The organism is Asticcacaulis aquaticus (assembly GCF_028550415.1).
Taxonomy (GTDB): Bacteria; Pseudomonadota; Alphaproteobacteria; order Caulobacterales; family Caulobacteraceae; genus Asticcacaulis; species Asticcacaulis aquaticus.
Window position 1 is genome coordinate 259,481 of record NZ_JAQQKX010000002.1, and the last position, 13,246, is coordinate 272,726.

Here is a 13,246-nt window from a genome sequence, read left to right on the forward strand (position 1 = left end):
AGGGGCCTCAAATTACCAAAGCGCATCCCGAAAAGTGGGAACCGGTTTTCGGGCCGGATGCGCGACCTACTACTTAATCAGACGTGCCAGCGCTTCCGGCAGCGCGCCTGTTACCGCCATATGGTACACCCGTAATACCGTCGCAACGGTTAAGGAGTCCCGTATCTGCCCTTTTATAACAGCTTCCAGCACGTCTTTGAAGGGAATGCGCACGATTTCGAGCTTTTCGGTATCGTCGGGCTCGGCCTCGGTAACGGTTAGACCAGTTGCCAAATAGCAAACTGCGACCTCGTCAGCGACCGAATTGGTCACGTCGAAATTGAGAATTTCCTGCCAATGGGCGGCGATCAGGCCAGCTTCCTCACGTAGTTCGCGTTTGGCGCCATCGAGTGGACTCTCACCGAACGGCACTCCGCCTTCGGGCATTTCCCAGCTCCAGGCGTCGAAGGCAAAGCGCATCTGCCCGACCAGAGTCACCGTGCCGTCGTCGTGCATCGGCAAAACCCCTACGGCCCGGTTAGCGAAATGGACCAGCCCGTAAAGCCCCGGCTTACCCGTGGGTGCGATAACGTCGGCGCGCTCGACCCGGATCCACGGTGTCTCAAAGGCGATCTCGGACGTCACACGGGTCCAGCGCGGACGCAGGGCGTCACGCTCGACCGAGTCCCACGGCGGTAAAGGGCGTTCGATGGTCATGAGGCATTTCTCCTTACCAAATCCGATAGCACGTCCTATATGTCGATCATCTGTTTTTTTCACCGAGAGTCCCGTCATGACCGCCAAAGCCGATCTCAGCGCCCTGAACCTCGCCCGTATCGACTTCGGCACCCCCTTACCGGCAAAGGTTTCGACGGAAACGCTCGATCTACTGCTCAACCGCCGCTCGGCCCCGGCGCCAACTCTGGGCCTGCCCGCCCCCTCCGAAGACGAGATCGAGGTGCTGATCAAGGTCGGTTTCCGCGTCCCCGACCACGGCAAGATCGGCCCGTGGCGCATCGTGCGCTTCACGCCAGAGTCGAAGGCCGCTCTGGTCGGCAAACTGCGCGCTTTGGCCGAGGCGCGCGGCGACAAGGCGCAGGCGGGCGCGCTTCTGAAACTGTCCACCCCGCCCGAAGCCCTGCTGGTCATCTATTCCCCCGTCCAGCCGCACAAGATCCCCCTGTGGGAACAGATCGGCTCGGCCATGGCGGTGTGTCAGAACCTGCTGATCGCCGCCGGGGCCATGGGCTATGGGACCAACTGGATCACCGACTGGTATTCTTACGATGCCGCGGCCAAGGCTATCCTCGGCCTGAAGGATGGCGAAGAGGTGGCGGGCTTTATCTTCCTCGGCACGCCGACCGAAGCGCCGCTGGAACGCGACCGCCCGGATTTTGCCGAGCGCGTGAGTTTTTGGGAGGGCTAAGAGTCTCAATAGAATAGGGCCTCCGGCGGGCAGGGTCGCAAGTCTTGGTTTTTGGCCCTACACCCGATTTCTACCCGTCACGCGGCATGGCGCATATTTCTGAAAATGCCCAGCACACCAAAGGCAATGGCACCAGAGACGACGGCCATACCTATGTATATGACCGTCGCGCGTAGCAGATCGTTGGGTACGAGTTCATTCAAACGTTCGACCGGGATTGCCAAAATCCATTCCGCAAAAGGAATGAAAAAGAAGACGATAGCGTAAACCGCATAGGTCAACGGTTTGAATGGCTTGCGCCGGTATGCGCCGATCGCTTCAGCAATGATAAAACTGGGCAGTAAGGCTATAGGCCAAATCAATGCGGCCAGTATCTGGGCGCGCAAATCGTAGAGTATGGGCGTATCCCACCATGCCTTGAAAAGGTCAGCCGCCACCAGCGCGCTTTCAATCTGAACGGTGACGAAGACCGATACGGCCCCGCAAAGATAGATCACTAATCCTCGCTTCCACCAACGATTCCCCACTGACATGATCACCCCTCCTTCAGGTCAGTTATCGCTCGTGGATGTCGCCCGTCAAGCGCGCATCAAATCATACGGGGACCGCACGAGCTACAAAGTAGCGAGATGTGGTGGTGGGGGTTCTTGCTTACTGGCGACAGTGGCCGCTGAAACTTGGTAGGACACCCCACCACCGCTCGCTCCGCTCACGGTCCCATCGCTTGCGAAAGCTATACTTTCGCTGGCGCTATACCCCACATAAATGCAGGGAGGCACAAGAATAGACTTATCCCCGCGCTCCAGACTTGCCCCATGCTTATCCGCATGACGCAAGACCCCGCCACGCCCGATGAACGGAATATCCGCGATCTGCGAAGAGCGCGGTTGCGTGCCTTTGGCGACCGGATGCTCGACCGCCTCGAAACCCTTGCCGATCCCAAAAAGATGGATGAGCTGGACCACGCCATCCGCATGGCCATGTGCATCGAACGCCTGTTCGCGCGCTGCGATGCCGCCGAGGCGCTGGCCCCGAAACTGGCCGCCGAAACCATTGTCGGGCGCGTCTCCTATCACGCCAAACGTCAGTGGGAAGACCGGCTGGAAGCCAAGGGCGAACTGCCGCCCTTGCCAAAGATCACCCTGCCCGTCGTGACGCAGCCTGCCGCCGAAATCGACGCGGATGAGTGCGGAGAAGATGACGAGGGCGAAGCACCTCTTAAGGTCGGCTTCGTATCGCCCGCCCGTTTCGGTCCGGTCGACCTGATCCCGCCTGAGCGGATGGAAGAGTTTCTCGCCCATCCCCGTATGCAGGCCAGCCTCGCCAAGGGCTGTACCCGCGAAGGCCTGACCGCCATACTGCGCGCCCTGCCGCTATGCGATTTGCAGGCGTGGTTCCCGGACAAGTTTCCGCCGCCCACGCCCACATGACATCCGCCCCCCAGCCGAGCCCTTGAGTCTGGAACGTCAGATCAGCCCCGCCCGCGATAGGTCGCGACACCGAAGTCCGGCACCAGCACACCTTTTGGAGGCTCGGTCGTCTGCCAGAAGACGTCGATCGGGATGCCGCCGCGCGGATACCAGAAACCGCCGATGCGCAGCCAGCGCGGTTCCAGCAGATCGCGCAGGCGCTTGGCGATATAGATCGTGCAGTCCTCATGGAATGCCCCGTGATTGCGGAAGGCGGTCAGGAACAGTTTCAGCGACTTCGATTCGACCAGCCACTCGCCCGGCACGTAGTCGATGACGATGTGCGCGAAATCGGGCTGCCCGGTCACCGGGCACAGCGAGGTGAATTCCGGCGCCGTGAAACGCGCCACATAGTCGATATCGGTGTGCGGATTTGGCACGCGTTCCAGAACCGCGCTTTCGGGGTCCGTCGGCGCGCCCAACTGCTGACCGAGCTGCGTCAGATTATCCGTATAATGCGCCATCGAAAAACGCCTTCCCTTCCCGCTCGAACTGAGCAATACTCAAACAATAACAACAATTTACCTAAGGGCAAGAACGACCATGGCCATTCCCGACAGCCTCAAGGCTGGCCTGACCTTTCCCGCCATCGCCGCGCCGATGTTCCTCGTCTCCGGCCCGGAGCTGGTCGTTGAGACCTGCCGCGCCGGCATGATCGGCACCTTCCCGGCGCTGAACCAGCGCACCACCGAAGGCTATGCGCAATGGCTCGACCAAATTCAAGAGGCCCTGACGCCCGATGACGCCCGTTTCGGGGTGAATATGATCGTCCACCCCACCAATTCAAGGCTGATGGCCGATATGATGGTTACCGTCGAGAAGAAGGTGCCGCTGGTCATTACCTCGCTGGGGGCCGTGCGCGACGTGGTCGACGCCGTCCACAGCTATGGCGGCGTGGTCTTTCACGACATCGTCAATGTCCGCCATGCCGAAAAGGCCGCCGACGCCGGGGTCGACGGGCTTATCCTCGTCTGTAACGGCGCAGGCGGCCACGCCGGGACGCTCAACCCCTTCGCGCTTCTGGGTGAGGTGCGCAAGATATTCGACGGCACGATTATCCTGTCGGGGTGCCTGTCGACCGGTTCCGACGTCGCCGCCGCCGTGATGATGGGGGCCGACCTCGGCTATATGGGGACGCGCTTTATTGCCACACATGAGGCCATGGCCAGCGACGGCTACAAGACCATGCTGACCCAGTCCTCGGCGAAGGACATCGTCTATACCCCGGCCATTTCCGGTGTCCCGGCCTCGTTCCTGCTGCCCTCGCTGGAAAGCCACGGCATCACTAAAGACATGCTCAAAGACATGACGACGAAGATCGATATGGACCACGAGATGAGCGACGACGCCAAGGCGTGGAAGACCCTGTGGTCGGCCGGACAAGGCACGGGCAATATCCGTGATATCTTGCCGACGGCGGAACTGGTAGCGCGGCTGAAGGCCGAATTTGCTGTTGCTCGTGAATGCTTTGAGACAATGAGCATCTAATCCGCCCGTTCGATAGGCTTAAATAGGCGCAAAAACGATACGGAATGTCACACAACTGTCATGTAACTGTAATAACAGCGCGCCTAATGCTGTTTTGTGACAGTTCCATATCGATTTGATGACAAAAGAGATGCTCATGTCCATCCGCTACCTTGTCGCCGCCGTCACCGCCGTTCTGCCGTTGAGCGCTCAGGCCGCAGAGCCGCGCGAAAACTATATCGCCGACTGGTCGGACGAGTGGGTGGAACAGGTCACACACGGCTGGAAACTGTCCGGGCAATTGACCGTTGCCACCGATTCGACCAGCAAGGGCATTTCGGAAACGCAAGGCAACGGCCAGATCGGTGGTGCCGTGACGGCGACACGGGGCTGGTTCTATGCCTCAGCACGATACAAGAATTACAAGGGCTCGGACGGCAGCGATCATCAGTCCGGTCTGGCCGTCGGCGGCAAGTGGAAACTGGGTCAGGTCAACCTCAACAGCCAGATCATCTACAAGGTCAATACCGGCGCCCGCTCCGGCAGCGATAACGACTTCTATGAATGGCAGACCGAGGCGTCGCGCACCTGGGGCAAGACGACGCTGAAGGGCCTGTCGATCTGGTCGCCAGATTCGTCGGGGACGACGAAACGCGCCGGTTACTATGAAATCGGCGTCGCGCAGAAGGTCGCCAGCAAATGGACGGTGTCCGGCGGCATCGGCATCCGCAGACTCCAGCCTGCGCGCGACTATACGGCGTTCAACCTAGGCACAGCCTATGCGATGACAGAGAAAACCGGCCTCGATCTGCGGTATTACACCACCGACGCGAAAGACTATTCCAAGGTGCATGGCGACCGCCTGGTGCTGTCCCTGACGCAAAAATTCTAATCTTTCCACCACTTAACTATATATTTCAGGTTTTGACGTAACATGGCTTTCACGGGACATCCCCGAAAGTTATGTGAGTAGAGTCTGAAATGTTGAAATACCTGCTGATCGGCGCCTGCGCCCTTGCCACCACCACCGCCGCGCATGCCGAAGGCCTCAAACTGTCCGGAAGTCTGGGTGTTGCCTCTCAGGGCACCTCGAAGGGCCTCGGCCAGACCGATGGCGACCCGCAATATACCGGCATCGTCGAAGTCGCCGCCAAGTCGGGCCTCTATGCCGGGCTAAAGGTCTTCAATATCTACGCCAATGGCGGCCACACCAACGAGAACCATTCGTATGTCGGTTACAAAGGCAAGAAGGGCGATTACAGCTATAACGTCTTTGTCCTGTACCGCGTTCAGGACAACGCCCCGAACGGCTACGACAACGACATCTACGAATTCGACGCCACGGTGAGCCGCAAGTTCGGCGACACCACCGTCAAGGGCCGCCTGATCATGTCGCCGGACGGCTTCGGAGCCGCCGAACGTGCCGACTGGTACGAGATCGGCGTGGCGCAAAAGCTGAACGGCAAATGGAATGCCTCGGCAGCTCTGGCGACACGCCAGACCGAAAACGCGCCGGACTATCTGGCGTGGAACTACGGCGTGACCTATGCGGTGACGGACAAGCTGTCGGCAGATCTGCGCTATTACGACACCGACCACCACGAACGCGGCGAACGCTACGAAGGCCGCACGATCTTCGGACTGGTGCACAAGTTCTAGGACTTGAAGGCTCCATACCTCCCCGTCTTTGACGAGGAGGTATGGCCTCAGGCGATCTGAACCAGCGCCTGTTCGATATCGGCGATCAGGTCGTCGGGGTCTTCGAGGCCGACATAGAGCCGCACATAGCTGCCCTCTAGCGGTGCGTGGTCTTCGGGCGTGATCTTGTGCCGCCCCAGAAACTGCGGTTCGCAATTGACCGCCAGACTCTCATAGCCGCCCCAAGAAAAGCCCAGCCCGAACAGTTTGAGCGCGTTCAGGAACCGGTGCGAGGTCGCCTCGCCGTCGCCTTTCAGCACGACGAGGAACAGGCCGTTCGGCCCGGTAAAATCGCGGTTGAAAACGTCCGAGCCCTTGTGGCTGTCGAGCGCCGGATGGACGACGCGTAGCACTTCGGGACGATCTTCCAGCCATCTGGCGACTTTGAGCCCTGACTCGCCCGACCGCTGCAAACGCAGGTGCAGGGTGCGCAGACCACGGATCGCCAGATAGGATTCATCCGCCCCCGTGAAGAAGCCCCAGGCCTTGATGGCGTCGTAGATCAGCTTGGCCAGCTTCGGGTCGTTGACCGCCACCGAGCCCATCAGGACGTCGGAATGGCCGCCGACATATTTGGTCAGGGCCTGCATCGAGAAGTCGCAGCCATGTTCCAGCGGCTTGAACAGCACGCCGGCGCCATAGGTATTGTCGCACAGGGTCAGGATACCGCGCGCCTTCGCCAGTTTCGCAATCGCCGGGATATCCTGAATCTCGAAGGTCAGAGAGCCCGGGCTTTCCACATAGATCAGGCGGGTGTTATCCTGCGCGAGGGCCAGCACCTCTTCGGCTGACAACGACGGCGCGTACCACGTCACCGAAATGCCATAGCGCTGCATCTGGCTGTCGAGGAACCGACGTACCGGGCGATAGGCGGAATTGACGGCCAGTACGTGATCCCCGACCTTCAGCGCTGCAAAGATCGGCAGGGTCTGCGCCGCCAGTCCGGTCGGCAGGATGAAGGCCTCATGCGCCCCTTCGAGATCGGCAATCAGGCGACACAGTTCGCGCTGGGTCGACAGGCCCTCGGTGCCGTAGGTCGGTTTGATGTCGTCATCATAGAGGACTTCCGCGCTTTCCATCAGCACGGTCGAGCCGCGTTCGACGCCGACATTGACCGCGCGGCGGCTGCGGGGCTTGTTGAAAGTGGCGGAGGTCAGTCGGGTGGTTTCGCGCATGGTCAGTCATCCAAAATGGTATACGGCTGCTTGCCGCCAAACGGCGACATTGGCAAGCGCATAATCGAAAACGACCACTTTAGCCGCGCTAATCGATATTCCGAGAAATCGTCGCATGACCTGAGGCCCGCATTTGGCATATGAGGGAAAATGCGTTAGGTTTTGGCGTCGCGTAACCGCGATCCAGAGCGCATTCCAAAAAGTGTGAAACGGTTTTTGGATTAAATGCGCGACCAAGCAAAAATATTTAGATCATGTACCGATCTGATAAGATCGGAACGTGATCTAAATTCCTACTATTTTGCGTTTATAACCGCCTAATTCAACGACGGGGAATTTCGATGACCGACCGCACTACGCTTTCGCGCCGCTGGCTGCTCAAGGGCGCCGCCGCCACGGGCCTGGCCGGTTCGGCCCTGTCGCTCGCCGCCTGCGGCAGTGCGGGCAAGGGGGCGGCGACGACGCTGCTCAACGTCTCCTACGATCCGACGCGCGAATTCTACGTCGCCTACAACAAGCTGTTCGCGACGACGGCTGAGCGCCCGGTCACCGTCAACCAGAGCCACGGCGGCTCGGGCAAGCAGACCACCGCCGTCATCGAAGGCCTTGAGGCCGACGTGGTGTCGCTGGCTCTGGCCCACGATATCGACGCGATTGCCGAAAAAGGCCTGATCGCCGCCGACTGGGCCAAGCGTCTGCCGTACAATTCGACGCCCTACTATTCGACCATCGTGTTCCTGGTCCGCAAGGGTAACCCCAAGGCGATCAAGGACTGGAGCGATCTGGTCAAGCCGGGCATCGGCGTCATCACCCCGAACCCCAAGACCTCGGGCGGGGCGCGCTGGAACTATCTCGCGGCCTACGGCTGGGCGCTGAAGGCCAATGCCGGCGATGTCGCCAAGGCCGAGGCCTATATCGAGCAGCTTTACCGCAACGTGCCGGTGCTGGACACCGGGGCGCGCGGTTCGACGACGACCTTCGTCCAGCGCGGTCAGGGCGACGTCTTGCTGGCTTGGGAAAACGAGGCGCTGCTGGCCCTGAAGGACAGCGCCGCCGAAGGCTTCGAGGTCGTCTATCCGTCGTGGTCGATCCGCGCCGAACCACCCGTCGCCGTGGTCGATAAGAACGTCGAGAAGAAGGGCACCAAGGCACTGGCCACCGCCTATCTGGAAGGCCTGTTCTCGGACGAGGCACAGAAGCTGGTCGCCGAATACCATTACCGCCCGGCCAATCCCGAAATCGGGAAGGGGTTCACGGATAAGTTCCCGGAACTGCCCCTGTTGTCAGTGGACACCGACTTCGGCGGCTGGAAGAAAGCCCATGCGGACTTCTTCGCGGCGGGCGCGGCCTTCGACAAGCTGCAAGCGCGCATCAACAAGTAACCCAGAGTGACAATGACGACCGACGCTACCCGAGATGCGGGCGCGCCTCCGTTTGTGACGGAAGGGTACAAGCCGCCGAAAGCGACGCACAAGGCCCGGGTCCTGCCCGGGTTTCGTTTGTCGCTGGGCATCACCATCACCTATCTGTCGCTGATCGTCCTGATACCGCTGGCGGCGCTTCTGGCGCGGCCGTGGGAGCATGGCCTCGACGGCGTGTGGCAGGCGATCAGCGATCCGCGCGTCGTCGCCTCGCTGCGCCTAACCTTCGGCACGGCGTTCGCCGCCGCCGTCGTCAACCTGTTCGCCGGGCTGGTGGTTGCGTGGGTGCTGACGCGCTATGAGTTCCCCGGCAAGAGCCTGCTCGATGCGCTGGTCGACCTGCCCTTCGCCCTGCCGACCGCAGTCGCCGGGGTGTCGCTCTGTTCGATGTATGCGGCCAATGGCTGGATCGGCAGCCTGTTTGCACCGCTCGGTATCAAGATCGCCTATACGCCGCTCGGCATCTTCGTCGCCCTGATCTTCGTCGGTTTGCCCTTCATCGTGCGTTCGGTGCAACCCGTGCTGGCCGAATTCGACGCCGAGGTCGAGGAAGCCGCCCAGACGCTCGGCGCCTCGCCGATGCAGACCGCCATTCGCGTCATCCTGCCGTCGCTGCTGCCCGCGCTGCTGACCGGCTTCTCGCTGGCCTTCGCCCGTGCCGTCGGCGAATACGGCTCGGTCATCTTCATCGCCGGCAATATGCCCTTCGTGTCGGAAATCACACCGCTGCTCATCGTCATCAAGCTGGAAGAGTTCGACTATGCCGGGGCCGCCGCCGTCGCAGTCGCCATGCTCGCCCTGTCGTTCCTCAGCCTGCTGGTGATCAACGGCATTCAGTTGCTGCTGTCGAAACGAGGCCGCGCATGAAGGTTCGTGCCCCCGAAGCTCCCAAGTCCTTTCCAGCCTTCGTCCTGCTGGCGTTTGCGGTTCTGTGGATGGCGCTGGTCATCCTGCTGCCGCTGGTCAATGTGCTGGCCGAAGCCTTCAAGCAGGGCGTGGCCCCTTATCTGTCGTCGATCGTTCAGCCCGACGCCCTGAGCGCCATTCGTCTGACGCTTCTGGTCGCCGCCATCGCCGTGCCGCTCAACGCCGTGTTCGGCATCGCAGCGGCGTGGTGCTTCACGCGCTTCGACTTCCCGTTGAAGGGGCTGCTGCTGTCGATCCTCGACCTGCCCTTCACCATCTCGCCGGTCATTTCGGGCATCGTCTGGGTGCTGCTGTTCGGGGCGCACGGCTGGTTCGGCGCGTTCCTGCAAGCCAATGACATCAAGATCATCTACGCCCTGCCGGGGCTGGTCATCGCTACCATCCTCGTCACCCTGCCCTTCGTAGCGCGCGAACTTATCCCGCTGATGCAGGATCAGGGCACCGACGAGGAAATCGCTGCGGTGACTCTGGGCGCCTCAGGCTGGGACGTCTTCTTCCGAGTCACCCTCCCCAATATCAAATGGGCCCTGACCTACGGCGTCCTGCTCTGTACGGCCCGCGCCATGGGCGAATTCGGTGCCGTCAGCGTCGTATCGGGCCACATCCGCGGCCTGACCAACACTTTGCCCCTGCATATCGAGGTGCTGTATAACGAATACGACAGCGTGGGGGCCTTTGCCGCCGCCACCCTGCTCGCCGGTCTCGCCCTCGTCACCCTTGTTCTGAAATCGCTGCTCGAATGGCGCTTCGCCGACGAACTGGCCGCCCATCGCAGACACTGATTGAATTTCCATGTCCTTAGTCGTCAAAAATATCACCAAATGCTTCAGCGACTTCGCGGCGCTCAACGACGTGTCGTTTCAGGCCGAACCGGGAGAGTTCCTGGCTTTGCTCGGTCCGTCGGGCTCCGGCAAGACGACCTTGCTGCGTCTGCTGGCCGGACTCGATCAGCCCGATACCGGTTCGGTCGAATTCGATGGCGCGGACTATCTGAAATTGTCGGCGCGCGACCGCCGCATCGGCATGGTGTTCCAGTCCTACGCCCTGTTCCGTCACATGACCGTGGCGCAGAACATCGCCTTCGGCCTCAATGTCCGCCCCGCCAAGGAGCGCCCGTCGAAGGCCGAAATCGCCGCAACCGTGCAGCGTCTTTTAAAACTGATCCAGCTCGAAGACCTCGGCAAACGCTACCCCAGCCAGTTGTCCGGCGGTCAGCGTCAGCGCGTGGCGCTCGCCCGCGCCCTCGCCATCTCGCCGCGTATGCTGCTGCTCGATGAACCCTTCGGCGCGCTCGATGCGCTGGTGCGCAAGGACCTGCGCCGCTGGCTGCGCAAGATCCACGACGAGACCGGCGTCACCACCATCTTCGTCACCCACGATCAGGAAGAGGCGCTCGACCTCGCCGACCGCGTGGTGGTGCTGAAAGACGGCCAGATCGAACAGATCGGCAAGCCGCTGGAGCTTTACCGCCATCCACAATCGGCCTTTGTGTTCGAGTTTCTGGGGACGTCCAACGAAGTCCCCGCCACCGTCAGCGACGGCGTGGCATCGTTCGACGGCTTCACCGCCCCCGCCGTCAGCCCCAAGGCTTTGTCGGGCGCGCAGACCGTACGCTTTCGCCCGTTCGATGCGCAACTGTCGCCGACCGGCCCCGGTTTCGAGGCAAAGGTCCTGTCGCTCCTGCCCGCCGGATCGAGCCTACGTCTGGAACTGCAAACGCCTGATGGTAAGGTCTTCGAGACCCAGCACGCGCACGAATCCGAAGCTTCCGACCTCAAGCTGGGCGACACAGTCTTCGTGCGCCCCAGCAAGGTCTATGTGTTCTAAAAAATATCCCTCTCCCTTAAGGGAGAGGGAGAATACGCCTTACTCCGCCCCCGACATGGCCGCTTCGAGACCCGGGGCATTGGTCCGCCAGGTGTGGCCGATATGGTCCGACACGGGATCGGTGAAGATGTATTCTTCACCCGCTTCCAGACCCGCTACAATGCGGGCCGCGGCGGTTTCCGGCGTCGCTTTTTCCAGCGGAATGTCGCGGGCCAGATCGGTGTCGATCGGGCCGGGGAAGATGCCCAGAACCTTGACGCCTGTGTCTTTCAGACCCGCACGGGCCGACTGCGTGACCGACAGAAGCGCGGCCTTCGAGGCCGAATAGCCACCCAGTGAGGCGACGGCGACGAGGCCCACGACGCTGATCACATTGGCGATGGTGCCGGAACCCCTGGCGACCAGCTTCGGCGCGAAGGCCTGCATGACGCGCAGCGTGCCATACAGATTGGCGTTGAAATCACTGCCGATCTCTTCCAGCGGGCTGTTCAGGACGTCGGTAAAGATGGCCGTGCCGGCATTGTTGAGAATGACGTCGGCGTCGCTGGCGGTCTCGGCGGCGGCCTTGACCTGAGCGTCATTGGTGATGTCGAGCGTCAGCGGCACAACGCGCGGGTCGTTGAAGTCCGGCAGCGAGGCGGTGTTGCGCGCGGCGGCATAGATTTTCTTGACGTCGCGGGTCAGAAGTTCACGAACCGTGGCGGCGCCGATGCCGCGATTGGCGCCGGTAACGACGATAACTTGGTTGGAAAGCGACATGGGAGCCTCCTTGGGCTTTGGGATTTGAAACTCGAAAAGTAAACCGATCTGTTTACATAACGCCGATGTAAACCGTTCTGTTTACTTTTGCAAGCGCCTGTGCTAGAAATATTTTCGATTTTTGACGCCTGCGCGTCCCGAACCTTGCCGTCAGAGTGATCCGTCATGAGTAAAATGCAGAAGAAACAGGATATTATCGACCACGCCTTCGAGCTCTTTTACGATCAGGGCTTCAATACCGGCGTCGATGCGATCATGGCCGATACGGGCATTTCCAAGCGCACCCTCTATAAGTACTTCCCCTCAAAAGAGGTGCTGATTGCCGAACTGGTTGAGCATTATCGCGTGAACGTCATCCCGCTGCTGCGCGCCGAGGTCGAACGCGTCAGCCCCGATCCGAAGGGCCGCCTGATCGCGCTGTTCGACGTGCGTCAGGCGAAATTCACTGAGGGCTGTTTCCGCGGCTGTTTCGCGGTGTCGGCCAAGCTGGAATATGCTTGCCGCAACGCTCAGATCGAGGCGGCGTCGGAAGCCATGATGGCCGATATGAACGGCCTGATGCGCGCGTTTTGCGAGATGACCGGGCATCCGGACCCCGACACCCTGACGGCGCAAGCCATGGTGCTGTTCAACGGCGCGGTCGTCGCCGCTCAGGCCAGCCGCAGTGCTAAACCGTTCGATACGGCGAAAGGGATATTGCGGGTGTTGCTATCTTTCCCTCTCCCTTGAGGGAGAGGGTGGCGTACGAAGTGAAGCCGGGTGAGGGGGAAATGCCAATTATGCGCTCGGTCCAACCCTTTCCCCCTCACCCCAGCCCTCTCCCTCAGGGAGAGGGGGGTATTCGTGTCACACCGGCTTCCTATCCTCATTACAATACAACCAAAGGCTTGACGCACCCGCCTCTCCGCCCTACCTGCCGCCATGTGCAACCGGTGCCGCAGCGATGTGGCTTAATAGGGAAGCGGATGAGATGTCCGCACTGTCCCCGCAACTGTAAGCGTCGAGTATCCTCTACAGGCCACTGGTCCAACCGGGAAGGCGGAGGATGCGTTCGAGACGCAAGTCAGGAGACCTGCCGCTGCTGTCGTCCTTCGCGTG

15 protein-coding genes and 1 riboswitch are annotated in these 13,246 nt (G+C 61.0%); of the genes, 10 read left to right on the plus strand and 5 right to left on the minus strand.

The genetic code is table 11. The annotated features are described in order from the left end of the window. Positions 1 to 69 precede the first annotated feature (69 nt). Complete coding sequence (locus tag PQU92_RS04410; protein WP_272746991.1) at positions 70 to 696, minus strand: NUDIX domain-containing protein; 627 nt, start codon at positions 694 to 696, stop codon at positions 70 to 72. A gap of 76 nt (positions 697 to 772) precedes the next feature. Between PQU92_RS04410 and PQU92_RS04415 the strand changes: the two genes are divergently transcribed. Beyond that, the gene (locus PQU92_RS04415; protein WP_272746992.1) at positions 773 to 1,405 is read left to right on the plus strand and encodes a nitroreductase family protein; all 633 of its coding nucleotides are present in this window, start codon (positions 773 to 775) and stop codon (positions 1,403 to 1,405) included. 77 nt (positions 1,406 to 1,482) lie between these two features. On the opposite strand, the gene PQU92_RS04420 is transcribed toward PQU92_RS04415, so the two are convergent. Beyond that, the gene (locus tag PQU92_RS04420) at positions 1,483 to 1,938 is read right to left on the minus strand and encodes a hypothetical protein (RefSeq protein ID WP_272746993.1); all 456 of its coding nucleotides are present in this window, start codon (positions 1,936 to 1,938) and stop codon (positions 1,483 to 1,485) included. A gap of 294 nt (positions 1,939 to 2,232) precedes the next feature. Between PQU92_RS04420 and PQU92_RS04425 the strand changes: the two genes are divergently transcribed. Then, complete coding sequence (locus PQU92_RS04425) at positions 2,233 to 2,835, plus strand: hypothetical protein (RefSeq protein WP_272746994.1); 603 nt, start codon at positions 2,233 to 2,235, stop codon at positions 2,833 to 2,835. A gap of 41 nt (positions 2,836 to 2,876) precedes the next feature. Here the strand turns inward: PQU92_RS04425 and queF are convergent, their stop codons facing one another. Then, positions 2,877 to 3,338, minus strand: a complete 462-nt coding sequence (gene queF, locus PQU92_RS04430; RefSeq protein WP_272746995.1) for a preQ(1) synthase — start codon at positions 3,336 to 3,338, stop codon at positions 2,877 to 2,879. Positions 3,339 to 3,417: 79 nt separating this feature from the next. Here queF and PQU92_RS04435 point away from each other — a divergent pair, with 79 nt between their 5' ends. The 3 genes from PQU92_RS04435 (at position 3,418) to PQU92_RS04445 (ending at position 6,000) form a co-directional block, all read left to right on the plus strand. Next, on the plus strand, positions 3,418 to 4,362 hold the full coding sequence (locus PQU92_RS04435; RefSeq protein WP_272746996.1) for an NAD(P)H-dependent flavin oxidoreductase: 945 nt from the start codon (positions 3,418 to 3,420) through the stop codon (positions 4,360 to 4,362). Between the two features lie 136 nt (positions 4,363 to 4,498). Then, complete coding sequence (locus PQU92_RS04440) at positions 4,499 to 5,233, plus strand: TorF family putative porin (protein WP_272746997.1); 735 nt, start codon at positions 4,499 to 4,501, stop codon at positions 5,231 to 5,233. 89 nt (positions 5,234 to 5,322) lie between these two features. Beyond that, positions 5,323 to 6,000, plus strand: a complete 678-nt coding sequence (locus PQU92_RS04445) for a TorF family putative porin (protein ID WP_272746998.1) — start codon at positions 5,323 to 5,325, stop codon at positions 5,998 to 6,000. 47 nt (positions 6,001 to 6,047) lie between these two features. On the opposite strand, the gene metC is transcribed toward PQU92_RS04445, so the two are convergent. Then, the gene (gene metC / locus PQU92_RS04450) at positions 6,048 to 7,214 is read right to left on the minus strand and encodes a cystathionine beta-lyase (RefSeq protein ID WP_272746999.1); all 1,167 of its coding nucleotides are present in this window, start codon (positions 7,212 to 7,214) and stop codon (positions 6,048 to 6,050) included. Between the two features lie 341 nt (positions 7,215 to 7,555). Between metC and PQU92_RS04455 the strand changes: the two genes are divergently transcribed. Genes PQU92_RS04455 through PQU92_RS04470 form a run of 4 tightly spaced genes read left to right on the plus strand, consistent with a single transcriptional unit; the run spans position 7,556 to position 11,389 of the window. Continuing rightward, entirely contained in the window at positions 7,556 to 8,596 is a 1,041-nt protein-coding gene (locus tag PQU92_RS04455; RefSeq protein ID WP_272747000.1) for a sulfate ABC transporter substrate-binding protein, read from the plus strand. Positions 8,597 to 8,608: 12 nt separating this feature from the next. Next, positions 8,609 to 9,502, plus strand: a complete 894-nt coding sequence (cysT, locus tag PQU92_RS04460; protein ID WP_272747001.1) for a sulfate ABC transporter permease subunit CysT — start codon at positions 8,609 to 8,611, stop codon at positions 9,500 to 9,502. Then, on the plus strand, positions 9,499 to 10,344 hold the full coding sequence (gene cysW, locus PQU92_RS04465; RefSeq protein ID WP_272747002.1) for a sulfate ABC transporter permease subunit CysW: 846 nt from the start codon (positions 9,499 to 9,501) through the stop codon (positions 10,342 to 10,344). Before cysT ends, cysW begins: the two co-directional genes overlap by 4 nt. A 10-nt stretch (positions 10,345 to 10,354) precedes the next feature. Further along, positions 10,355 to 11,389 carry a sulfate/molybdate ABC transporter ATP-binding protein gene (locus PQU92_RS04470; RefSeq protein ID WP_272747003.1) on the plus strand — a complete coding sequence of 345 codons (1,035 nt, stop codon included), beginning with the start codon at positions 10,355 to 10,357 and terminating at the stop codon, positions 11,387 to 11,389. A 39-nt stretch (positions 11,390 to 11,428) separates the two neighbouring features. Here the strand turns inward: PQU92_RS04470 and PQU92_RS04475 are convergent, their stop codons facing one another. Next, on the minus strand, positions 11,429 to 12,148 hold the full coding sequence (locus PQU92_RS04475) for an SDR family NAD(P)-dependent oxidoreductase (protein ID WP_272747004.1): 720 nt from the start codon (positions 12,146 to 12,148) through the stop codon (positions 11,429 to 11,431). Positions 12,149 to 12,313: 165 nt separating this feature from the next. Here PQU92_RS04475 and PQU92_RS04480 point away from each other — a divergent pair, with 165 nt between their 5' ends. Next, positions 12,314 to 12,877 (plus strand): TetR/AcrR family transcriptional regulator, encoded by a 564-nt coding sequence (locus tag PQU92_RS04480; RefSeq protein ID WP_272747005.1) that lies wholly within the window; start codon positions 12,314 to 12,316, stop codon positions 12,875 to 12,877. 183 nt (positions 12,878 to 13,060) lie between these two features. Next, a riboswitch (cobalamin riboswitch) is annotated at positions 13,061 to 13,242 on the plus strand. The last annotated feature ends 4 nt before the right edge of the window (positions 13,243 to 13,246 follow it).

Coding starts and splice junctions, on each gene's coding strand:
- PQU92_RS04410 (WP_272746991.1), bottom strand. CDS start 696: ATGACCATCGAACGCCCTTTACCGCCGTGGGACTCGGTCGAGCGTGAC.
- PQU92_RS04415 (WP_272746992.1), top strand. CDS start 773: ATGACCGCCAAAGCCGATCTCAGCGCCCTGAACCTCGCCCGTATCGAC.
- PQU92_RS04420 (WP_272746993.1), bottom strand. CDS start 1,938: ATGTCAGTGGGGAATCGTTGGTGGAAGCGAGGATTAGTGATCTATCTT.
- PQU92_RS04425 (WP_272746994.1), top strand. CDS start 2,233: ATGACGCAAGACCCCGCCACGCCCGATGAACGGAATATCCGCGATCTG.
- queF (WP_272746995.1), bottom strand. CDS start 3,338: ATGGCGCATTATACGGATAATCTGACGCAGCTCGGTCAGCAGTTGGGC.
- PQU92_RS04435 (WP_272746996.1), top strand. CDS start 3,418: ATGGCCATTCCCGACAGCCTCAAGGCTGGCCTGACCTTTCCCGCCATC.
- PQU92_RS04440 (WP_272746997.1), top strand. CDS start 4,499: ATGTCCATCCGCTACCTTGTCGCCGCCGTCACCGCCGTTCTGCCGTTG.
- PQU92_RS04445 (WP_272746998.1), top strand. CDS start 5,323: ATGTTGAAATACCTGCTGATCGGCGCCTGCGCCCTTGCCACCACCACC.
- metC (WP_272746999.1), bottom strand. CDS start 7,214: ATGCGCGAAACCACCCGACTGACCTCCGCCACTTTCAACAAGCCCCGC.
- PQU92_RS04455 (WP_272747000.1), top strand. CDS start 7,556: ATGACCGACCGCACTACGCTTTCGCGCCGCTGGCTGCTCAAGGGCGCC.
- cysT (WP_272747001.1), top strand. CDS start 8,609: ATGACGACCGACGCTACCCGAGATGCGGGCGCGCCTCCGTTTGTGACG.
- cysW (WP_272747002.1), top strand. CDS start 9,499: ATGAAGGTTCGTGCCCCCGAAGCTCCCAAGTCCTTTCCAGCCTTCGTC.
- PQU92_RS04470 (WP_272747003.1), top strand. CDS start 10,355: ATGTCCTTAGTCGTCAAAAATATCACCAAATGCTTCAGCGACTTCGCG.
- PQU92_RS04475 (WP_272747004.1), bottom strand. CDS start 12,148: ATGTCGCTTTCCAACCAAGTTATCGTCGTTACCGGCGCCAATCGCGGC.
- PQU92_RS04480 (WP_272747005.1), top strand. CDS start 12,314: ATGAGTAAAATGCAGAAGAAACAGGATATTATCGACCACGCCTTCGAG.